23 protein-coding genes are annotated in these 18,063 nt (G+C 68.7%); 12 read left to right on the top strand and 11 right to left on the bottom strand.

Features of this window, described 5'->3' with window-relative positions:
- Nucleotides 1-59 precede the first annotated feature (59 nt).
- Nucleotides 60-815: an IclR family transcriptional regulator domain-containing protein gene (locus VHA82_RS05470; RefSeq protein ID WP_325541018.1), complete on the bottom strand. Its 756-nt coding sequence runs from the start codon at nt 813-815 to the stop codon at nt 60-62.
- Between the two features lie 141 nt (nt 816-956).
- Here VHA82_RS05470 and pobA point away from each other — a divergent pair, with 141 nt between their 5' ends.
- Nucleotides 957-2,129 carry a 4-hydroxybenzoate 3-monooxygenase gene (pobA, locus tag VHA82_RS05465; RefSeq protein ID WP_325541016.1) on the top strand — a complete coding sequence of 391 codons (1,173 nt, stop codon included), beginning with the start codon at nt 957-959 and terminating at the stop codon, nt 2,127-2,129.
- 74 nt (nt 2,130-2,203) lie between these two features.
- Nucleotides 2,204-3,091, top strand: a complete 888-nt coding sequence (locus tag VHA82_RS05460) for a CoA transferase (protein ID WP_325541014.1) — start codon at nt 2,204-2,206, stop codon at nt 3,089-3,091.
- Nucleotides 3,092-3,173: 82 nt separating this feature from the next.
- Here VHA82_RS05460 and VHA82_RS05455 read toward each other — a convergent pair whose 3' ends face one another.
- The 3 genes from VHA82_RS05455 to VHA82_RS05445 form a co-directional block, all read right to left on the bottom strand.
- Complete coding sequence (locus VHA82_RS05455) at nt 3,174-3,992, bottom strand: beta/gamma crystallin family protein (RefSeq protein WP_325541012.1); 819 nt, start codon at nt 3,990-3,992, stop codon at nt 3,174-3,176.
- Nucleotides 3,993-4,159: 167 nt separating this feature from the next.
- Nucleotides 4,160-6,331 carry a YgiQ family radical SAM protein gene (locus tag VHA82_RS05450; RefSeq protein ID WP_325541010.1) on the bottom strand — a complete coding sequence of 724 codons (2,172 nt, stop codon included), beginning with the start codon at nt 6,329-6,331 and terminating at the stop codon, nt 4,160-4,162.
- A gap of 132 nt (nt 6,332-6,463) precedes the next feature.
- Nucleotides 6,464-6,907, bottom strand: a complete 444-nt coding sequence (locus VHA82_RS05445) for a CHRD domain-containing protein (RefSeq protein WP_325541008.1) — start codon at nt 6,905-6,907, stop codon at nt 6,464-6,466.
- Between the two features lie 285 nt (nt 6,908-7,192).
- On the opposite strand from VHA82_RS05445, the gene VHA82_RS05440 reads away from it, so the two are divergent.
- Nucleotides 7,193-7,528: a hypothetical protein gene (locus VHA82_RS05440; RefSeq protein ID WP_325541006.1), complete on the top strand. Its 336-nt coding sequence runs from the start codon at nt 7,193-7,195 to the stop codon at nt 7,526-7,528.
- A gap of 101 nt (nt 7,529-7,629) precedes the next feature.
- Nucleotides 7,630-8,184 (top strand): DUF924 family protein, encoded by a 555-nt coding sequence (locus tag VHA82_RS05435; protein ID WP_414708628.1) that lies wholly within the window; start codon nt 7,630-7,632, stop codon nt 8,182-8,184.
- Here the strand turns inward: VHA82_RS05435 and VHA82_RS05430 are convergent, their stop codons facing one another.
- Nucleotides 8,185-9,216 (bottom strand): response regulator, encoded by a 1,032-nt coding sequence (locus tag VHA82_RS05430; RefSeq protein WP_325541002.1) that lies wholly within the window; start codon nt 9,214-9,216, stop codon nt 8,185-8,187.
- 152 nt (nt 9,217-9,368) lie between these two features.
- On the opposite strand from VHA82_RS05430, the gene VHA82_RS05425 reads away from it, so the two are divergent.
- Nucleotides 9,369-10,538, top strand: a complete 1,170-nt coding sequence (locus VHA82_RS05425) for an aromatic ring-hydroxylating oxygenase subunit alpha (RefSeq protein ID WP_325541000.1) — start codon at nt 9,369-9,371, stop codon at nt 10,536-10,538.
- On the opposite strand, the gene VHA82_RS05420 is transcribed toward VHA82_RS05425, so the two are convergent.
- The 3 genes from VHA82_RS05420 to VHA82_RS05410 all read right to left on the bottom strand — a co-directional run bounded on the left by VHA82_RS05420 (nt 10,517) and on the right by VHA82_RS05410 (nt 12,380).
- Nucleotides 10,517-11,266 (bottom strand): glutathione S-transferase, encoded by a 750-nt coding sequence (locus VHA82_RS05420; protein WP_325540998.1) that lies wholly within the window; start codon nt 11,264-11,266, stop codon nt 10,517-10,519. The two genes, VHA82_RS05425 and VHA82_RS05420, sit on opposite strands and share 22 nt — an antisense overlap.
- 17 nt (nt 11,267-11,283) lie before the next feature.
- Entirely contained in the window at nt 11,284-12,069 is a 786-nt protein-coding gene (gene xth / locus VHA82_RS05415; RefSeq protein ID WP_325540996.1) for an exodeoxyribonuclease III, read from the bottom strand.
- A 92-nt stretch (nt 12,070-12,161) separates the two neighbouring features.
- Nucleotides 12,162-12,380 (bottom strand): hypothetical protein, encoded by a 219-nt coding sequence (locus tag VHA82_RS05410; RefSeq protein ID WP_325540995.1) that lies wholly within the window; start codon nt 12,378-12,380, stop codon nt 12,162-12,164.
- A 95-nt stretch (nt 12,381-12,475) separates the two neighbouring features.
- Here VHA82_RS05410 and VHA82_RS05405 point away from each other — a divergent pair, with 95 nt between their 5' ends.
- The 4 genes from VHA82_RS05405 (at nt 12,476) to VHA82_RS05390 (ending at nt 14,644) form a co-directional block, all read left to right on the top strand.
- Entirely contained in the window at nt 12,476-12,946 is a 471-nt protein-coding gene (locus tag VHA82_RS05405) for a hypothetical protein (protein ID WP_325540994.1), read from the top strand.
- Between the two features lie 57 nt (nt 12,947-13,003).
- The gene (locus VHA82_RS05400; RefSeq protein ID WP_325540992.1) at nt 13,004-13,177 is read left to right on the top strand and encodes a hypothetical protein; all 174 of its coding nucleotides are present in this window, start codon (nt 13,004-13,006) and stop codon (nt 13,175-13,177) included.
- Nucleotides 13,178-13,322: 145 nt separating this feature from the next.
- The gene (locus VHA82_RS05395; RefSeq protein ID WP_325540990.1) at nt 13,323-13,517 is read left to right on the top strand and encodes a hypothetical protein; all 195 of its coding nucleotides are present in this window, start codon (nt 13,323-13,325) and stop codon (nt 13,515-13,517) included.
- Nucleotides 13,518-13,666: 149 nt separating this feature from the next.
- Nucleotides 13,667-14,644, top strand: coding sequence for a Ku protein (locus VHA82_RS05390; protein WP_325540989.1), 978 nt, complete (start codon nt 13,667-13,669; stop codon nt 14,642-14,644).
- Nucleotides 14,645-14,784: 140 nt separating this feature from the next.
- Here VHA82_RS05390 and VHA82_RS05385 read toward each other — a convergent pair whose 3' ends face one another.
- Complete coding sequence (locus VHA82_RS05385; RefSeq protein ID WP_325540988.1) at nt 14,785-14,952, bottom strand: hypothetical protein; 168 nt, start codon at nt 14,950-14,952, stop codon at nt 14,785-14,787.
- A 1-nt stretch (nt 14,953) separates the two neighbouring features.
- On the opposite strand from VHA82_RS05385, the gene VHA82_RS05380 reads away from it, so the two are divergent.
- Nucleotides 14,954-15,442 carry a hypothetical protein gene (locus tag VHA82_RS05380; RefSeq protein ID WP_325540987.1) on the top strand — a complete coding sequence of 163 codons (489 nt, stop codon included), beginning with the start codon at nt 14,954-14,956 and terminating at the stop codon, nt 15,440-15,442.
- Here the strand turns inward: VHA82_RS05380 and VHA82_RS05375 are convergent.
- On the bottom strand, nt 15,422-16,429 hold the full coding sequence (locus VHA82_RS05375) for a LysR substrate-binding domain-containing protein (protein ID WP_325540985.1): 1,008 nt from the start codon (nt 16,427-16,429) through the stop codon (nt 15,422-15,424). The genes VHA82_RS05380 and VHA82_RS05375 overlap by 21 nt on opposite strands.
- Before the next feature lie 143 nt (nt 16,430-16,572).
- Here VHA82_RS05375 and VHA82_RS05370 point away from each other — a divergent pair, with 143 nt between their 5' ends.
- Entirely contained in the window at nt 16,573-16,908 is a 336-nt protein-coding gene (locus VHA82_RS05370; protein ID WP_325540983.1) for a DUF2917 domain-containing protein, read from the top strand.
- Here VHA82_RS05370 and VHA82_RS05365 read toward each other — a convergent pair.
- On the bottom strand, nt 16,812-17,546 hold the full coding sequence (locus VHA82_RS05365) for an aldolase (protein ID WP_325540981.1): 735 nt from the start codon (nt 17,544-17,546) through the stop codon (nt 16,812-16,814). The genes VHA82_RS05370 and VHA82_RS05365 overlap by 97 nt on opposite strands.
- Nucleotides 17,547-17,689: 143 nt before the next feature.
- Between VHA82_RS05365 and VHA82_RS05360 the strand changes: the two genes are divergently transcribed.
- A complete protein-coding gene (locus VHA82_RS05360; protein WP_325540979.1) occupies nt 17,690-18,034 on the top strand; it encodes a hypothetical protein in 345 nt (114 codons plus the stop codon).
- Nucleotides 18,035-18,063: the final 29 nt, after the last annotated feature.

Here is an 18,063-nt window from a genome sequence, read left to right as displayed (position 1 = left end):
GAAACGCCAACGAATATCTGGTTGTTTGTTAATTCGAAATCCGGCTGGACGCGGCGGCATCAAAGCAGCGCCCGCACCTCGCGCGCCGCTTCCAGCAGCAGCGGCAGCAGCCCCTTTTCCATCGCGCGAACCTCGAGCTTGCCGGGCGCGGCAACGACGTTGATCGCCGCCACCGTGCGCCCTTGCATGTTGCGCAAGGGCACCGCGAGGGCATGCACGCCCAGCTCATGCTCTTCGCTCGCGACGCACCAGTCCTTCGCCCGCACCTCTTCGATGACGGCGCGAAATCGTTTCGGCTCGACGGTCGTGTGCGCGGTGAGCCGCGGCAGTTCGCGACCTTTGAGCCAGGCGTTGAACTGCGCCTTGGATTTTGCCGCGAGGAGCACCCGGCCGGTCGAGGTCGCGTGGGCGGGCAAACGCGCGCCGAGGTGCAGCCCGTACGCGAGCAGCCGGCCGCTGCCGCTGCGCGCGACGATCACGACCTGGTCGCCGTCGAGCACCACCGCTGAAAACGATTCGCCGGTCTGCGCCGCGAGGCGATTCAACGTGGGCTGAACCACGCGCGGCAGGCGAGCCGATGCGAGGTAGCTCCCCGAAAAGCGCAGCACCTTCGGCGCGAGCCAGAACCAGCTGCCGTCGGTTTCCAGATAGCCGAGGTGGGCCAGCGTGAGGAGGTGCCGCCGCGCGGCCGCGCGCGTGGTGCCCGCGCGCTGCGACGCGAGCGTGGCGTTCAGCCGCTGGCGCTCGGTGTCGAAGCTTTCGAGCACCGCAAGGCCCTTGGCCATGCCTTCGATGTAGTCGGCTTTCGCAATCATGAAGCGGACCGGGGGCCGCGAGGGTCATCCGGCGTGCGCGATCATCGCGCAGCCCGCGCAATGATCGCACACAAACCGCCTACCAGCGGCAGACAGCGCCGCGGGCGAAGCCTAAGCTTCAAGCGCAAGGAGACTCACCTCATGCGCACCCAGGTCGCCATCATCGGCGCCGGCCCCGCGGGCCTGCTGCTCGGCCAGCTTCTGCACAAGGCCGGCATCGACAACATCATCCTCGAACGCCACACGGGCGAGTACGTGCTCGGGCGCATTCGCGCGGGCATCCTCGAACAAGTCACGGTGGACCTGCTGCACGAAGCGGGCGTCGGGCACCGTGTCGAGCGTGAAGGCATCGTGCACCACGCGATCGAGCTCGTCTTCGCGGGAAGCCGCCATCCGATCGACATCGACACCCTCACGGGCGGCAAGGTGGTCACCGCGTATGGCCAGACCGAACTCACGCGCGACCTGATGGATGCGCGCGCGGCCGCGGGGCTTGCGACCCTCTACGAAGCCCTCGACGTGAGGCCGCACGGCTTCGACGGCGATCGTCCCACGCTCACGTTCACGCATGGCGGCCGCACCCAGGAGCTCGCGTGCGACTTCATCGCCGGCTGCGATGGTTTCCACGGCGTAAGCCGCCAGACGGTGAAGGATCGCATCACGGAGTTCGAGCGCATCTATCCCTTCGGCTGGCTCGGCGTGCTCGCCGACGTGCCGCCGGTGTCGCCCCATGCCATCGTGTACGGCAACAGCGAGCGCGGCTTTTCGCTGTGCTCGATGAGAAGCCTCGCGCGCAGCCGCTACTACGTGCAGTGCCCGCTCGAGGACAAAGTGGAAGACTGGAGCGACGAGCGGTTCTGGGAAGAGCTGAAGCGCCGCGTGGACCCGGAGCTGGCCGAGCGGATCACCACCGGGCCGAGCATCGAAAAGAGCATCGCGCCGCTGCGCAGTTTCGTCGCGGAGCCGATGCGCTTCGGCCGCCTGTTCCTCGCGGGCGACGCCGCGCACATCGTGCCGCCCACGGGCGCGAAGGGCTTGAACCTCGCGGCCACCGACGTGAAGTACCTCGCGAGCGCGCTGACCGACTACTTCGTCGCAAAGACGAGCGAAGGCATCGACCGCTACTCGCAGCGCTGCCTGAAGCGGGTGTGGAAAGCCGAGCGCTTCTCGTGGTGGCTCACGAACCTGATGCACCGCTTCGACGACACGCAAGGGTTCGGGCAGCGCGTGCAGGAAGCGGAGCTCGACTACCTCGTGAACTCGCGCGCGGCTTCGACGGCGCTCGCGGAGAACTACGTGGGGCTGCCGCTCTGAACGACCGGCGGGACCCGCCGGACCCGCCTTCCGGCCCCCGGTGCCCGCGCCGCTTCTCTGCTAGGCTTCACCGCATGCTCCGAGTCCTCGACGGCATCCGCATCGTGAGCCTGGCCCTGAACGTGCCCGGACCCGCCGCCCTCCTGCGCTGCCGTCGCATGGGCGCGCACTGCGTGAAGGTGGAGCCGCCCGAGGGCGATCCGCTCGCGCGCTACATGAAGCCGGCTTACGACGAACTGCATGAAGGCGTGAAGGTGCTGCAGGCGGACCTGCGAACCGAGGCGGGACGCAAGCTCGTGCATCGCGAGCTGGAACGCGCCGATGTGCTGCTCACGTCCTTTCGCCCTTCGGGTCTCGCGAAACTGGGACTGGACTGGCACGCCGTGCACGCGCGCCATCCGGCCCTGAGCCAGGTGGCGATCGTCGGCGCGCACGGCGACGCCGCCGAGGAACCCGGGCACGACCTCACCTACCTCGCGGCCAACGGTCTCGTGACGGGCAACGAGCTGCCGGCCACGCTCTTCGCGGACATGGGAGGATCGCTGCTTGCGAGCGAGGCGGTGCTGCAGGCCGCGATGCACCGGCGCGAACCGTACGGCGGCGACGGCGAGCCGCATCCGCGCGGCGTGTACATCGAAGTCGCGTTGTCGGAAGCAGCGCGATGGTTGGCGCAGCCGCGCGAGTGGGGTCTCACGCAGCCGAAGGGCGCGGTCGGCGGCGCGCACGCGGGCTATCGCGTCTACGCCTGCAAGGACGGCCGCGTGGCGGTCGCAGCGCTCGAGCCGCATTTCGCGGCGGCGCTGTGCGAAGCGGCGGAAGTGGCAGGCCCCGATTCGCGGACCCGGATGTACGAAGCGGCCACGCGCGATGCGGTGGCCGCCTTCTTCGCCGCGCGAACCTGCGACGAGCTCGATGCGCTCGCGCGCGAGCGGGACATCCCGCTGCACACGCTGCGCGGCTGATCGCCTCGCGCTTGCGGACGCGGCCGATCCTGTCCGCGCCCGCGGGGCGCGGACCATCGCATCCGCGCCTTCGCGTGCGTCCTTACATGCGCGGTTCGCCGCGCTCGTTCACCGTGATGGTCGCACCGGGCGGCGAGCTCATCTGCACGTGGTGTTCGACACCGCGGAAGCTGTACGCGACGTCCCAGTAGGCGGGCGGACCGCTCACGGTCGATCTGCAGCGCTGCACGTCCTGCGTGCCGTAGACGGTTCCGCCGCCGCCGGAATTCGCGCCGATCGCGGCACCGGCGATGGCGCCGGCCGCGGTCGCTGCGTCACGGCCGCTGCCGCCGCCGACCTGGTGGCCGAGGATGCCGCCGATCAAGGCGCCAGCGATCGCGCCGCCCGCGTTGCCGCCGGAGTTGCCGACCGGCACCGACTGGCGCTCGACCCAGCAGCGCTGGCTGGGTGGCCCCATCACGGCGTGGGACCACATCACGGGCACGTCGTACACGCGCTCGCCGGGTCCCCGGCGGTATTCGGCAAGCGGCTGCGGCGCGGGCCCCGGCACCACGACGGCCTCGGGCTCGAAGTCGTAGTGGCGGTGCGGGTTGGCCGGACGCACCGACGAAATCTGCCAGCCGAGGCCCACCGAGCGCAGCGACGGATAGCTGCCGCGGCGCAGGACGGCACAGCGGCCCTCGAAGCGCGCATGTTCGCAGACTTCCCACCGGCCGTGATCCACCACCGCGGAAGCCGCACGATCGTTGAAGCCGATGCGCTCCATGTTGCGCACTTCGTGGTCGGTGCGCACGGAACGGCCGTGGAAGCCCTCGCCTTCGTAGAACGTGATCTGCGCCATGGCCGTGGAGCCAAGCAGCAGGGTGGCGGCCGCCGCGGCGGCCTTCAGGCTCAATCTCATGTATCGATCTCCAAGTTCGTTCACCTTCCCATTCTGCAACGCCGCAATGGTTCAGGCGGCAGACCGAGATTAGGTAAAGAACTGTAGCGCTTCGTGTAGGCCGGTACCTCGGCGGCGCGTCGGCGCGAAGCTGCAATGCTGCGCGCGTGCGCGACGGTACTGCGATGTCAACGTGACTTGCGCGGCGGCAGCCCCGTGTGCTGCGTGAGCACCGTGCCCTTGCGCGGCGTGGAGTTCTTGCGGCGCGGACTCGCGTACGAACCGTCGATCGCGGGCTGGAACGCCGGCACGAGATGATGCCGGCCGTTGCCGATCAAATCGGCGCGGCCCATCTGCTTCAGCGCTTCGCGCAGCGCGGGCCAGTTGTTGGGATCGTGATAGCGCAGGAAGGCCTTGTGCAGACGACGCCTGCGCTCGCCCTTCACCACGTCGACGGCTTCGCTCGCGCGGCCGATCTTGCGCAAGGGATTCTTCGCGCTGTGGTACATGGCGGTCGCCGTGGCCATCGGGCTCGGATAGAACGTCTGCACCTGATCGGCGCGAAAGCCGTTTCGCTTCAGCCAGAGCGCGAGGTTCATCATGTCCTCGTCGCTCGTGCCGGGGTGCGCGGCGATGAAGTACGGGATCAGGTACTGCTCCTTGCCCGCTTCCTTCGAATACTTGTCGAACATCGCCTTGAAGCGGTCGTAGCTGCCGATGCCCGGCTTCATCATCTTCGTGAGCGGCCCCGCTTCCGTATGTTCGGGCGCGATCTTCAGATAGCCGCCCACGTGATGCTGAACGAGTTCCTTCACGTATTCGGGCGACTGCACGGCCAGGTCGTAGCGCAGGCCCGAGCCGATCAGGATCTTCTTCACGCCCTTCAACGCCCGCGCGCGGCGATAGAGCTTCACGAGCGGGCCATGATCGGTCTTCAGATTGCTGCAGATGCCGGGGTACACGCAGCTGGGCCTGCGGCACGCCGCCTCGATTTCGGGCGACTTGCAGCCGATGCGGTACATGTTGGCCGTGGGACCGCCGAGATCGGAGATCACGCCGGTGAAGCCCGCCACCTTGTCGCGAATCTCTTCCACTTCACGGATGATCGAGTCTTCACTGCGGCTCTGGATGATGCGGCCCTCGTGCTCGGTGATCGAGCAGAAGGTGCACCCGCCGAAGCAGCCTCGCATGATGTTCACCGAAAAGCGGATCATTTCCCACGCGGGAATCTTCGCGTCGCCGTACGCGGGATGCGGCGCCCGCGCATACGGCAGGCCGAACACGTGGTCCATCTCCGCGGTCGTGAGCGGAATGGGCGGCGGCGTGAGCCACACGTCGCGTTGCGCATGCGCCTGCACGAGCGAGCGCGCGTTGCCGGGATTGGTCTCGAGATGCAGCACGCGGTTCGCATGCGCGTAGAGCACGGAGTCGGACTTCACCTGCTCGTACGAAGGCAGGCGGATCACCGTGTGGTCGCGCGGAGGGACCTTCAGCTTCGCCTTCGGAACGAAGGTCAGGGGCTGCGTGCCCTCTTCCTTCATGCACGACGCGCCCTGCTCCTTCGCCTGTTCGGCAATGGTGAGATAAGGATTGACGTGGTCTTCCACCCGCCCCGGCTGATCGACTTCGGTCGAATCGATCTCGAACCAGCCCTCGGGCGCGTCGCGCCGCACGAAGGCCGTGCCGCGCACGTCGGTGATCGACTCCACCGGTTCCTTCGCGGCGAGGCGATGGGCGATCTCGACGATCGCGCGTTCCGCGTTGCCGTAGAGGAGCAGGTCGCACTTGGCGTCGAGCACGACGCTGTGGCGCACCTTGTCGGACCAGTAGTCGTAGTGCGCGATGCGCCGCAGACTCCCTTCGATGCCGCCCAGCACGACCGGCACGTCCTTGAACGCTTCGCGGCAGCGCTGGCTGTAGACGATCGCCGCGCGGTCGGGGCGCTTGCCCGCCACGTCGCCGGGCGTGTACGCGTCGTCGCTGCGCAGTTTCCGGTCGGCGGTGTAGCGGTTGATCATGGAATCCATGTTCCCCGCGGTCACGCCCCAGAAGAGATTGGGCCGGCCGAGCGCCCTGAACGGCTCGGCGCTCGTCCAGTCCGGCTGGGCGATGATGCCCACGCGAAAGCCCTGCGCTTCCAGCACGCGCCCGATCACGGCCATGCCGAAGCTCGGATGGTCCACGTAGGCGTCGCCCGTGACGAGGACGATGTCGCAGCTGTCCCAGCCGAGCGCCTCCATCTCGGCGCGGCTCATCGGCAGGAACGGCGCCGGGCCGAACCGGTGCGCCCAGTACTTGCGGTAGCTGGTGATCGGACGGGCGGCGCGGGCGAAGAGGGAAACGTCGAGCGGAGCGTTCATGGGCAAGGGCCGGGGTTGGACCCGGCCCCGGGGGAAAGGGCCGGGCCACATACGGCACGCGGCACGCGGCACCCGGCCCAAGGCAAGGGGCCGGGTTCGACCCGGCCCCGTATTCTAAAGTTCCGCGTGCTTTCAGTGCTTGATGGACAGTTGCCCGCGGATTTCGCCGCCGGGGTTCGCCGCCGTATGCACGTTGACGTACCAGAGGCCCGCGAGCAGGTCGCCCGCCTGAGCCGGAGTGATCGGGGCTTCCCCGGTGATGGGTGACGGGCCTACCTTGAAGGGCACGAGGACGCCCGCGTTGGCACCTGCTGCCGCCGGTCCGTGAATGTGCGCCGCGGTCGCGGGGCCGGTGAGGCCGCTGTAGGTGACTGTCCAGTGCAGCATGTTGGTCGCGCGGTCGTATTCGACCTGGGCCGTGCCGCTGCCGCCGGTCGTCTTGGGTGGGACTTCCTGTGCGCCGCTCAGCTGGGCGGTGAGCATCATGCGCGAGCCGGTGGGCGCTGTCTCGCAGCCGGCGAGCGCGGCAAGCCCGAACACGGCGGCGGCGATGAGGGTGGTGCGGCGGAAGTGCATGGTCGAGTTCCTTTCTTCTTAATGAGGGTTCGGATGATGCCGCCGCGACCGGCAATACCGCAAGCAGGGACAACGCCGAGGAATATCCGCCGCCCGTTCGGTGTTGCAAAGGCGCACAGGGGGTGCTTGACAGGGAAGCGATCGACATTCGCGGATGCCGCTGAATGCCGCGACATGCGTGTGCCCGCGCTCTTGTCCGACACGGCCGCGCCAGGCGAGGACCTACATTGAGCAGGTGGCCGCATTCCCGGCCGCACAGAGGTATCCATCATCAAGGAGTACTGAATGGCACAGAACCAGGACCAGAACCGCTCGCAGCAGGACATGAACCAGGACCGTTCGAAGGAAGGCGACTCGGGTCGCCAGGGCGGAAGTGCCTCGGGCGGAAGCTCCGGCGGCACGCAGCAGCAGGACCAGCAGCGCAGCGGCAACCAGAGTGACCAGCAGCGCGGCGGCAACATGAGCGACTCGCAGCGCAGCGGCAATTCGAGCGGCCAGCAAAGCCAGCAGAATCCGCAAGGCCAGGAGCAGCAGCGCCAGCAGGACCAGCAGCGTCAGCAAGACCAGCAGGACCAGCAGCGCCAGCAAGAGCAGCAGCAAGGCCAGCAGCGTCAGCGCTGAACGGCCACGCCCGCCACGAAAGGCCGCGCACGCGGCCTTTCGCCTTTTTCGTTGCGCCGCATCCGGGTGAGGCGTGCCCTTCGCCGCGGCGCCGCCCTATGATGGCCGCCATGCAGGCATCCGATGAGGCATCCGGTGTGCTCTCGTTCTGGCGCGACGCCGGCCCCTCGCGCTGGTTCCGCCGGGACGAGGCGTTCGACGCGCAATTGCGCGAGCGCTTCCTGAAGGCGCACGAACAGGCAGCGCGCGGGGAGTTCGACGGCTGGCTGGCCGATGCCGACAGCGCGCTCGCACTCGTGATCCTGCTCGACCAGTTTCCGCGCAACGCGTTTCGCGGCACGGCGCGCATGTACGCCACCGATGCGAAAGCCCGCGAGGTCGCCCGAGCCGCGATCGACGCGGGCTACGACACCGAAGTGGACCCCGAGCTGCGCAACTTCTTCTACCTGCCGCTCATGCATTCGGAAGCGCTCGCGGACCTCGAGCGCTGCGTCGAGCTCACGCGCTGCATCGGCGGCGAGCCGCACCGCTACGCACAACACCACCGCGACATCGTCGCGCGCTTCGGGCGGTTTCCCCACCGCAACGCGATCCTCGGGCGCGCGAGCACGCCGGACGAGGAACGCTTCCTCGCGGACGGCGGCTTCAGCGGCTGATCAGGTGAGGCCGAGCCCGGCGAACGTGCTGCTTTCGAGCGGCGCGGGCGTGAGGCAGGCCTGCGCGAGATCGGAGTCCTGAAAGAACTCCTCGGTGAGCAGGCAGCCGGTGGAATTGGCATGCAGGTCGTCCTGCACGAGCGCATAGGTCTGCGGGGAAATCACGATGCTGCCGCTCGCGGCCTGGGCCGCGACGCGCGCTGCCATGTTGGTCTCGGCACCCAACAGCGTCACGCAGCGCCTGCCTTCGCAGGCGAAAGTGGCCATCACCATCACGCCCGTGTGCACGCCCACGCGCAGGCGCATCGCGGTCGCGGTGCGCTGCAGGTCCATCGACATGCGCACGCACGCGCGCGCGTCGTCGAAGAAGGCCACCGCGCCGCCGAAGACGAACGGGTCCATCTGGGCGCCGTAGCGCGTCACGAGCCAGTTCACTTCGGCCGTGAAGGCGTCCCGTTCGCGCTCGCCCTGGGCGTGCAGCGACGTGGTTTCGGCGTAGAGGACCGTGAGGGTGCGCTCCTCGAAGCGGATCGTCGCGCGGTCGGCGCCGTGAAAGAGGCGCTGCCACGCGTCGGGCGTGAGGTAGCGGGACATGCGTTCGGAAAGCTCCTCCAGCCGGCGCGCCTCGCGCGTCGCGCGCACGTGCTTTTCCAGGCGGCGGATCACCTGCTCCGGCGCGACCGGCTTGGTGAGGTAGTCGATGGCGCCCAGTTCGAGGCCGAGGTTGCGTTCCTGCTGCGACGCGAGCGCCGTCACGAAAATGACGGGGATGTTCGCCGTGGGGGTGTGCTGGCGGATGCGGCGCAGCACCTCGTAGCCGTCCATGTCGGGCATCATGATGTCCAGCAGCACCATGTCCGGCGGGGCGTCGGACATGATCACCTGCAGCGCCTCCCGGCCGGAAGAAGCCGGCACCACCTCGTACAGGTCTTCGAGCAGCCCGTTCATCAGGAAGAGGTTGTCGGGCATGTCGTCCACGACAAGGATGCGCGGGACGCTTTCTTCGTGAGTCGTGAGGGGCCGTGTGCTCATGGATGAACCTCGTTGGGGTTTGGTAACCCGATGAAACCATTGCGACGCCGAATGCCGATAGGCAAATGCGGAAGGCGGGGTTAGGGAAATTGCCTAGCCTGCCCGCGATGCAGGTGACAGCGCGCCATCGCCGAGCAGAGTAGAACCGGCCGATGCCCCTGCCCGACCAGACCGCCGCCCAGCTCGAGAGCATCCGGCAGCAATGCGCGCGCGGCGAGCCGTGCTGGGGCGATGTGGAATCGCACATCCCGGTGGAACGCTACTTCTCGCCGGAGCTCTGGCGCGCCGAGGTCCGCGGGCTGTTCCGGCCGCTGCCGCTCATCGCGGCGCATTCGAGCGAGCTCGCGGCGGGCCACGTGCTCGCACACGACGCCTATGGCGTGCCGCTTCTCATCGCGCGCGACGGCGATGGCGCGGTGCGCGCGTTTCTGAACGTGTGCCGTCACCGGGGCATGCGTCTCGTCGCGCCGGGTCCGGCGGCGCGGGAGCTCGGCAGTGTCGTGTGCCCTTATCACGGCTGGACGTACAAACTCAGCGGAGAACTTCGGCACATGCCGCATGCGGACGCATTCGACCGCTGCGAGCCGGGCGGGCGCGACCTGGTCGCGCTCCCCTGCGAGGAACGCCACGGCCTCGTCTGGGTGGTTCCCGAGCCCGGCGGCACGCTCGAGCTCGACGGCTGGCTCGGTGGTCTCGACGGCGAGCTGCCGTTCTACGAAATCGACCGGCTTCAGCTCTTTCGCACGATAGAAGCCGAGTACCCGGCGAACTGGAAGCTCATCATCGATGCCTTCCTCGAGCCGTATCACATCCGGGTGCTGCACCGGGACACGATCTACCCGTTTTTCTGCGACGGCATCACCGCCGCCCTGCGCTTCGGGCCGCACACGGCTTCGCTCGTCGCGCGCCGCGCGGCGCAGGAGTGGGCCGCGCAGGCCGATGCGCCACCGCCCGGCACGCTCGCCGAGTTGCGCAAGCTCGCTTCACCCACGCACTTCATCTTTCCCAACACGGTGACGATCTTCCATCCGGACTACCTGAGCCTCATCACGCTCTACCCCACCGGTCCCGAGACGCTGCGCTGGACGCATCGCATGCTGATCCCACGCGACAAGTGCACGCCCGACTGGCTGCCGCACTGGGAAAAGACATTGCAGCTCATCGACCGCGGCGTCTTCGAGAAGGAGGACATCCACTGCGCCGTTCAGACGCAGAGGGGTCTCGCGAGCGGCGCGAATCGCCATCTCACCGCGGGGCGCATGGAGCAGGGCCTCGCGTGGTTCCACGAGAACGTGATGCGCTACGCGTCCAGCTCCGCGTAGTGGCGGAAGATGCCCTGCTCGTTGAAGGGCACGCGGCGGTCGCTCGCGAGGTAGGCGGCCAGCCGCTTGTCGCCGGCGACGGCTTCGCGCAGCGCGGCGAGTCGCGGTGTCTTCTTCATCACGCGCCGGGCCGTCTTCGGCAGCGCGTACAGCGTGCCTTCGACCGCCTGGAAGAGCGACAGATCGGCGTACGACAGACGTGCGCCCACGACGTGCGGCGACGCGCCGCGCAGGTTCTTCGGGTTGCGTTCGAGCACCCGTTCGAACCATCGGAAGAACTTCGGCACGCGTTCGCGCCGGAACTCCCGCGCCCGCCGTAGCGCCTCGGGCTTCTGGTCCTCGTAGTAGAGGCCCGCCGCGACAGGGTGATGCAGGTCGTGCGCCTCCACGACGAAGTCCGCGATCGTGAGCTGCACCTGGTGCGTCCAGAGGCGGTCCGCCTCCGATGCCGGCACGAGGCCCAGCTTCGGCCCGAGATACTGCAGGATCGCGGCCGTCTGGCCGACGACGGTCTTGCCATCGACGAGGAACGGGCACGCGAAAGGCGGCCTCGCGGTCGCGTCGCCTTCGAGGTAGGCCATCATCGCGGCAATGCCCCGGCCCTCGCGCTTGTCGCCGCGCGCCACGTCGATGTACTCGGCGCCCGCGGCCTCCAGTGCGAGGCGCACGAATTCGCCGCGGCCCTGGATGCCGGGCCAGTAATGAAGCTCATAGGGGCGTCGCGCCATCGGGCATCTCCTTCGTCTTATTTCTTCGAACGTATCTCGAGCTCGACCCAGGTGGGCGCATGGTCGCTCGCCTTCTCGAGCCCGCGCACCCACTTGTCCACGCCCGCCGCCCGGAGAGAAGGCGCGAGCGCCTGGTTCAGCAGCAGGTGATCGATGCGCAAGCCGCTGTTTTTCTCCCAGTGCTGGCGGAAGTAGTCCCAGAAGGTGTAGACGGGCTCTTCGGGATGGAGCTTGCGGATCGCATCCGTCCAGCCCTGCGCGAGGAGGCGCTGCCAGCACGCGCGGCTTTCGGGCTGCAGCAGCGCGTCCTTGCGCCAGGACTTCGGGTTGTAGATATCGAAATCGGTCGGCACCACGTTGTAGTCGCCCGCCATCACCACCGGATGCGCGCTGCCGACGAGCGTGGCGGCATGCGCGATGAGCCGCTCGAACCACTTCAGCTTGTAGTCGAACTTGGGGCCGGGCTGCGGATTGCCGTTCGGCAGGTACAGGCACGCGACGTGCACGCCGTCCACGGCGGCTTCGATGTAGCGGCTGTGGTCGTCCGACGGGTCTCCCGGCAGCTCGCGGCGGATCTCGACGGGCCGCGTGCCGCGCGCGAGGATCGCCACGCCGTTCCACGAACGCTGGCCCTTCCAGAGGCCCCCATAGCCCGCGGCTTCGATCTCGGCCGCGGGAAATCCTTCGTCGACGGCTTTGAGCTCCTGCAGGCATACGACGTCGGGCTCGTCCCTGCCGAGCCATTCCAGCAGATGGGGCAGCCGCGTCCTGATGCCGTTCACGTTGAAGGTGGCGATCTTCATGGCGCGTCCATCGTACAGGCGCGCGCGGCCTCGCGGGCTGCATCGCTCTCTTCCCCCATGGGAGAGGGCCGGGGTGACGGCCGCCCCACGCGCTAGCGGCTCCCCCTTCGCCGCCGAAACGCCTCCGCCCCTCCGCTGCCTCCGCCGTCCGCGAATTCATGCGCGGTGAGCGGATTGCGCGCAGGCTTCAGGGGCGCTTCGATGATCTCGCTTGCGCTGTTCTCGCCGTGATCCACGGCCGCGGCGGCCGAGCGGGTCGGCGCATCGCCCGTCTTCGCACGGCTCGGGCTGGTCTTGCTGCGTGATCTCATGCGAGCAGATTCACGCGGCGTCCACGAGCGCGCTGTCGGACAACTGCGCGATTGAACTGTGCATCCGCGGGCAGAGTCCACCGGGGATGCTCTCGATGCGGTGGATCGCCCTGCCAGCCCTGCCAGCCCTGCTGCTCGTGCTCGCCTCAGGGGCGGCGCGCGCCCAGGACCCGCTCAAGTCGCCCGAATGCGGCGCGGCCATCGCGCAGCTGCAAGCCGCGCGCGCAGGCGATGCAGCCGATGTCGCCGCTTTGCGCGACAGCGCGGCGCGCCTCTGCCTGGGCGCGTCCCAGCCGACGCGGCGGGGCAATCGATGGGCGCAGCCGCCGATCGCAGTGCCGGCTCCCGTGATCGAAGTTCCGCCGTCCCCGCCGCCCTCGCGGTCCCCGCAAGGCTACGTTCCCCTGCCCCCGCCCCTTCCCATCGAGCGGCCTGCGACAATCACGTCCTGCGACCCGAACGGCTGCTGGACGAGCGAAGGCGCCCGCCTGCCGCGCCAAGGGCCGATCCTCATCGGACCCAACGGCCCCTGCACCGTCCAGGCCGGCTCGGCGTTCTGCCGATGAGCGTTACCATCCGCGGTCCGCATCACGAAACACGAAACACGAAGGAAAGCACACATCATGGGAAACAAGATCGTCACCGAAGCCGATCGCAAGCGCTCGCCGAAAGCGAAGACGCCCGAGGGCTACACCATCGCGCGCCAGGGCGACGGACAGAAAGTGAGCCGCGCACGCGGCGTGGCCACCCGGACCAAGAAGAATCCCGGCAAGCGCGCCCACAAGGGTGGGCATTGACGCCGCGGCGCTGAAGGCGAATCGCCACTGAGCGATATCCCGTAACGCTCGAAGGGGCACTCGCTCGCGGCGGGCGGGTCCAACCCGGCATCCGCCGCGCGTTCTTCAACATGTCGTGACCTCGCGCGGCGCAAAGGAGAATGCCATGCGAATCGCGACCCTGCTCGTCTTCGGCGCCATGGGGCTCGGCCTGGCCGGCTGCGCCTCGGAATACGCCGTGGGCTACGGCTACCCCACCTACGGCTACAGCACTTACTCGTACCCGAGCTACTCGTACAGCTACACCTACCCGAACTACGCGTACGTGGCCCCGGGCACGGTCTACTACTACCACCGGTAAGACCACCACCGGTCAAGGTAGCCACCGCGCGCGAAGAAAAAACCGCGCGGCGTGCGGTGAAGTGTCTTGCCCGTCCTACACGGGGCGGGCGAAGCGCGGCCTACGGTCGAAGGCCAGGCAACTCGAAGCCGGCAAGCAAGGAGCCGCCCATGGCCGCACCGCCCAGCACCCGCACGCTCTGGAAGGGCGCGATCAGCTTCGGGCTGGTCCATATTCCCGTCACGCTGCACTCGGCCATCGCCGAGCACCGCGTGAAGTTCAACCTGCTCGACAAGGCCTCGATGGCGCCCGTCGGCAACCGCCAGGTCAACAAGGCCACCGGCGAAGCCATGCAGCGGGAAGAAGTGGTGAAGGGCTTCGAAGTGGAGAAGGACCGCTTCGTCGTGCTGTCGCCCGAGGAGATCAAGGCAGCGCTGCCGAAAGCCACCCAGACCATCGACATCGAGGCGTTCGTCGACATCGGCGAGGTGCCCATCCTCTTCTTCAACAAGCCGTACTACGTGGCGCCCGCCGGCAAGGGCGGGCAAAAGCCGTTCGCGCTGCTGCGCGAGACGCTCAAGCGCACCGGCAAGGCGGGCGTGGCGCGCGTGGTCATCTCCACGAAGCAGCACCTGGCCGCGCTCGTGCCGCAAGGCGACGGCATGGTGCTGAATCTCTTGCGCTGGGTAGAGGAAGTGCGCGACACCGCGGGCCTGCCCTGGCCCGCCGATGACGTGAAAGTCGGCGCCGCCGAGCTCAGGATGGCCGAGCAGCTGGTCCAGGCCATGGCGGGCGAGTGGCAGCCCGATCTCTTTCACGACGAGTTTCGCGAGAAGCTGATGGAGCTCGTGGAGCAGAAGGCGCGCGAAGGCGGGCTGCACGCCGTGAAGGCGCTCGCCGGCGAGGAAGTCGCGGGCGAAGCGGGCGCGCAAGTCATCGACCTCACGGAACTGCTGCGGCGAAGCCTGCGCGGTGCGGCTTCGCCCGCCGGGCAAACGCGCGCACCCGCGAAGAAGGCCGCGCGGCGCGAAGCCGCCAACGACGAAACGCCCGTGCGCGCCACGCGCACGCGCGCGTCGGCCGCAGCGAAGAGCGCGGCTCAGGCGCGCGCGAGCGCGAAGCCCGCCGCGCGACGCAAGGGAGGCTGACGAGCTTTGGCGCGACACGCCTGCCGGCACCCTCGGCGACACGCATGGCGGCACGCGTTGCGACACGCGTGGCGACAAGCCTGGCGACAAGCCTGGCTTTGGGCCGCGGTGCTGAGCACCGCATTGGCGGCGTGCCAGCGTCACGAGCCCGCCAGCGGCAGCGACTCGACCACGTCGGTGCTCGGCAATTCGGGCTTCGCGCCCAGCGCGAGCGGCGGCGGCACGCGTTCGCCGACCTCGGCGCGCGAACGCCGGGCGGGTGCGTTGCCGCCCGCGCCCGCGCCATCGGGAACGGGTGTGCAGGTCACGATGGCGGATTCGAAGACGGGCCTTGCGCTGTGGCTGCAGGACGGCCGCGTGATGGTGTCGCGCTGGACGCTCAACACGAACTGGGAACGCCCGAAGCCGCTCGAGACCATCGCGGGCAGCGCGAGCCACGCGCGGCTCGCGAGCAACGGCCGGGGCGTCGCGATCGCGGTGTGGCAGCACACCGTGGGCGACATCGAAAGCCTGCGCTACAGCCGCTGGCAGCACGGGCGCGGCTGGGAAACGCCCGACGTCATGCCCGGCGCGCTGCCGCGCCCGCACGACGAGGGCGGCCCGCTCGACACGACGGCGGTGCGCATCGAGGTGGACCGTGACGGCAACGCCCGCGCCGAATGGCCCAGCGGGTTCGACGCAGACCAGATGCAGTCGAGCACCTTCGTGCCGGGCGAAGGCTGGGCGCGGCCGGTGGACCTGCCTCTGCAGGCTGCCGCCCCCCCGATGCCCGCGGGGTCATCCACGGCGCAGCGCTGAAGCTGGCGAAGCAGGACCTGGCGAAGCGGGATCGGGCGAAGCGGGATCGGGCGAAGCGGAACCGGGTACCTGCCGGCGGTGCGCGAGCGCCGCTTCCTCGACGATCCAGCGAACGAAGTCCCGCGCGTCGGGATTGCGGGTCCCGTCGGGGGCGAGCGTCACGAAATAGCCGCGCCTGGAGGCCGCGGGCGTGTTGAAGGGAGCGACGAGCTTGCCCTCGCCCACGAGTTGCGCGAGCAGCGGCAAGCGCCCGATCACGACGCCCTGCGCCGCGACGGCCGCGGCCACCGCTTCCGAATACTGTGTGTAGCGAACGGTATTGGCGGGCCGCACGTCGTCGAGCCCCATGAGGTTCAGCCACGGCTCCCAGTCCATCGTCGGCAGTTCGGACTGCGGTACTTCCACGGTGAGTAGCGTGTGGCGCTGCAAATCGCCGGGCGTCTTCAGCGGCCGGCGCGGATCGGCCAGCAGCATGGGCGAACAAAGCGGCTGCACTTCTTCTTCGAAGAGGATGGGGCCCACGCCCACCGCGCTCGGCACGAAGCGCACCGCGAGGTCGAAGCTGCTGCGATCGAGGTCCACCACTTCCAGCGTCGCGGAAATGCGCACGTCCACATCCGGATGGTCGGACGTGAAGCGCGCAAGCCGCGGGATGAGCCAGAACGAGGCGAACCCCGGGGTGCACGTGATCGCGACCTGCCGCCCGCGCTGCGCCGCCGGACGCACGCGCGATGCGGCGTCGCGCAGGCGCTCGAGGCTGTCGTTCACCGCGCGGAGCATCACGCGCCCCGCCTCGGTGAGCGCGAGCGCGCGGTGGCGCCGCTCGAAGAGGGACACGCCGAGGTTTTCCTCGAGCTGCTGAATCTGCCGGCTCACCGCCGACTGCGAGATCGCGAGCTCGTCGCCCGCGCGCGTGAAGCTCAGGTGGCGCGCCGCCGCCTCGAAGGCGTGCAGCAGGTCCAGCCGGAGCTGGCGCGAACGCGGCACGGCGCTCGACCGAGGGGTCGGCTCGGCCGCCGGTGCGCCATTCGCATTCCCGGAATGCATGCGAGGCATGAGAAACGAGCGTTTGAGAAGAGGAGTGCTGCTCACTATAGTCATTCGCACAGATCATGCAAAAGGGGTTCACCATGCAGGCACAGTTCGACCGGGGCAGGATCGGGCTCCAAAAGCGGGGCATCTTCGAGATCGCCGATCCGGCGGGCGTAGAAATCTCCTGCATGAGCGGCAGCCTCTGGATCACGCTCGACAACGATCCGCGCGACATCACGCTGAAGGCGGGCGAGACCTTCTTCACGACCGAGCATCGGCGCGCGATCGTCTACGCGTTCGAGCCGTCGATGGTCGCGATGCGCGATCGCGCGGCGGTTCAGCGAAGCGATCGCCTCAAGCTTGCGAAGAACAGTTCCGACTGCACGCGCTCGGTGCCCGCCTGGGCCGCGACGCGGGCGGCGATCGCCGGCTGAACGCGAGCAAGCGGCAGCCCCGTCGAGTGCGCGAGCACCTGCACCATGCAGGCGCGCTCGAGGTAGTAGAGGTCGTCGAACGCGTGGTCCACGCGCGCGCCGCACACGATGACGCCATGGTTGCCGAGAAAGACGATGTCCGCGCCCTGTATGGCGCAGGCGATGCGTTCGCCCTCCTCGGCGTCGAGCGCGAGGCCGTTGTACGCCGCATCGACCGCGATGCGGCCGTGAAAACGCATCGCGTTCTGCGAGAGCGTCGTGTCGAGCGAGCGGGCCTGGGTGAGCGTGAGGGCCGTCGCATACGGCATGTGCGCGTGCATCACGCACGCCTTGTTCGCGACGCGGTGCACGGCCGCGTGGATGAACATCGCCGTGGGCTCGATCTCGTGCGCGCCGGCGAGACGGCGCCCGGCGTCGTCCACGAGCACGATGTCGTGGGCCTGGACCTCGCGCCACTGCAGGCCGCGCGGATTGAGCAGGAACAGGCCGCCGTGGTCCGGCAAGGCCACGCTGAAGTGGTTGCAGACGCCCTCGCCCAGGCCGTGGTGCGCGGCCGCGCGCAGCGCGAGCGCGAGGTCCGCGCGCAGGGCCCGCACGCCGGGCGAGTGGAAGATGTCCTGCGTGAGCTGCTCGTCCATGCGGGGGACTATAGCGTGGCCCCGTCCGCACGCGCCGCGTAGGTGCGGCGCGCACAACCGCTCAGGCCGCGAACCGACAGCCGCGCTTGCCGTGCCTTCGCACAATGCGATGCATGAAATCGATGCATTCGAAGGGAGCACCCATGCGCAAGACGCCGTTGATCATCGCCCTCGTGGCTTCCATTGGCTCGCTCGGCCTGGCCGGCTGCGACGTGAAGAAGACCCAGGAAGGCAGCCTCACCATGCCGAAGTACGCCGTCGAGAAGAAGCAGGAAGGCGACGTGACGCTGCCGAAGTACGACGTGACCGCGCCGAGCGTGGACGTGAGCAAGAAGGAGGAAACCGTGAAGGTGCCCAAGCTCACGACCGAGGAGAAGACCATCACGGTGCCGTCGGTGGACGTGAAGACCGGCCAGGAAAAGGCCGCGGAGAAGGACGCGAGCAAGGATTCGACCGACTCGGGCGAGAAGGTCGCGCAGAAGAAGTGATCAACGCGCGAGGTGGGCACGGCATCCCC

Source organism: Ramlibacter sp., from assembly GCF_035548915.1.
Taxonomy (GTDB): domain Bacteria; phylum Pseudomonadota; class Gammaproteobacteria; order Burkholderiales; family Burkholderiaceae_C; genus Ramlibacter.
The sequence above is the reverse complement of the archived record's forward strand: the minus strand, read 5'-3'. Positions and strand labels throughout refer to the sequence as shown.

Coding starts and splice junctions, on each gene's coding strand:
- VHA82_RS05470 (WP_325541018.1), bottom strand. CDS start 815: ATGATTGCGAAAGCCGACTACATCGAAGGCATGGCCAAGGGCCTTGCG.
- pobA (WP_325541016.1), top strand. CDS start 957: ATGCGCACCCAGGTCGCCATCATCGGCGCCGGCCCCGCGGGCCTGCTG.
- VHA82_RS05460 (WP_325541014.1), top strand. CDS start 2,204: ATGCTCCGAGTCCTCGACGGCATCCGCATCGTGAGCCTGGCCCTGAAC.
- VHA82_RS05455 (WP_325541012.1), bottom strand. CDS start 3,992: ATGAGATTGAGCCTGAAGGCCGCCGCGGCGGCCGCCACCCTGCTGCTT.
- VHA82_RS05450 (WP_325541010.1), bottom strand. CDS start 6,331: ATGAACGCTCCGCTCGACGTTTCCCTCTTCGCCCGCGCCGCCCGTCCG.
- VHA82_RS05445 (WP_325541008.1), bottom strand. CDS start 6,907: ATGCACTTCCGCCGCACCACCCTCATCGCCGCCGCCGTGTTCGGGCTT.
- VHA82_RS05440 (WP_325541006.1), top strand. CDS start 7,193: ATGGCACAGAACCAGGACCAGAACCGCTCGCAGCAGGACATGAACCAG.
- VHA82_RS05435 (WP_414708628.1), top strand. CDS start 7,630: ATGGCCGCCATGCAGGCATCCGATGAGGCATCCGGTGTGCTCTCGTTC.
- VHA82_RS05430 (WP_325541002.1), bottom strand. CDS start 9,216: ATGAGCACACGGCCCCTCACGACTCACGAAGAAAGCGTCCCGCGCATC.
- VHA82_RS05425 (WP_325541000.1), top strand. CDS start 9,369: ATGCCCCTGCCCGACCAGACCGCCGCCCAGCTCGAGAGCATCCGGCAG.
- VHA82_RS05420 (WP_325540998.1), bottom strand. CDS start 11,266: ATGGCGCGACGCCCCTATGAGCTTCATTACTGGCCCGGCATCCAGGGC.
- xth (WP_325540996.1), bottom strand. CDS start 12,069: ATGAAGATCGCCACCTTCAACGTGAACGGCATCAGGACGCGGCTGCCC.
- VHA82_RS05410 (WP_325540995.1), bottom strand. CDS start 12,380: ATGAGATCACGCAGCAAGACCAGCCCGAGCCGTGCGAAGACGGGCGAT.
- VHA82_RS05405 (WP_325540994.1), top strand. CDS start 12,476: ATGCGGTGGATCGCCCTGCCAGCCCTGCCAGCCCTGCTGCTCGTGCTC.
- VHA82_RS05400 (WP_325540992.1), top strand. CDS start 13,004: ATGGGAAACAAGATCGTCACCGAAGCCGATCGCAAGCGCTCGCCGAAA.
- VHA82_RS05395 (WP_325540990.1), top strand. CDS start 13,323: ATGCGAATCGCGACCCTGCTCGTCTTCGGCGCCATGGGGCTCGGCCTG.
- VHA82_RS05390 (WP_325540989.1), top strand. CDS start 13,667: ATGGCCGCACCGCCCAGCACCCGCACGCTCTGGAAGGGCGCGATCAGC.
- VHA82_RS05380 (WP_325540987.1), top strand. CDS start 14,954: ATGGCGGATTCGAAGACGGGCCTTGCGCTGTGGCTGCAGGACGGCCGC.
- VHA82_RS05370 (WP_325540983.1), top strand. CDS start 16,573: ATGCAGGCACAGTTCGACCGGGGCAGGATCGGGCTCCAAAAGCGGGGC.
- VHA82_RS05365 (WP_325540981.1), bottom strand. CDS start 17,546: ATGGACGAGCAGCTCACGCAGGACATCTTCCACTCGCCCGGCGTGCGG.
- VHA82_RS05360 (WP_325540979.1), top strand. CDS start 17,690: ATGCGCAAGACGCCGTTGATCATCGCCCTCGTGGCTTCCATTGGCTCG.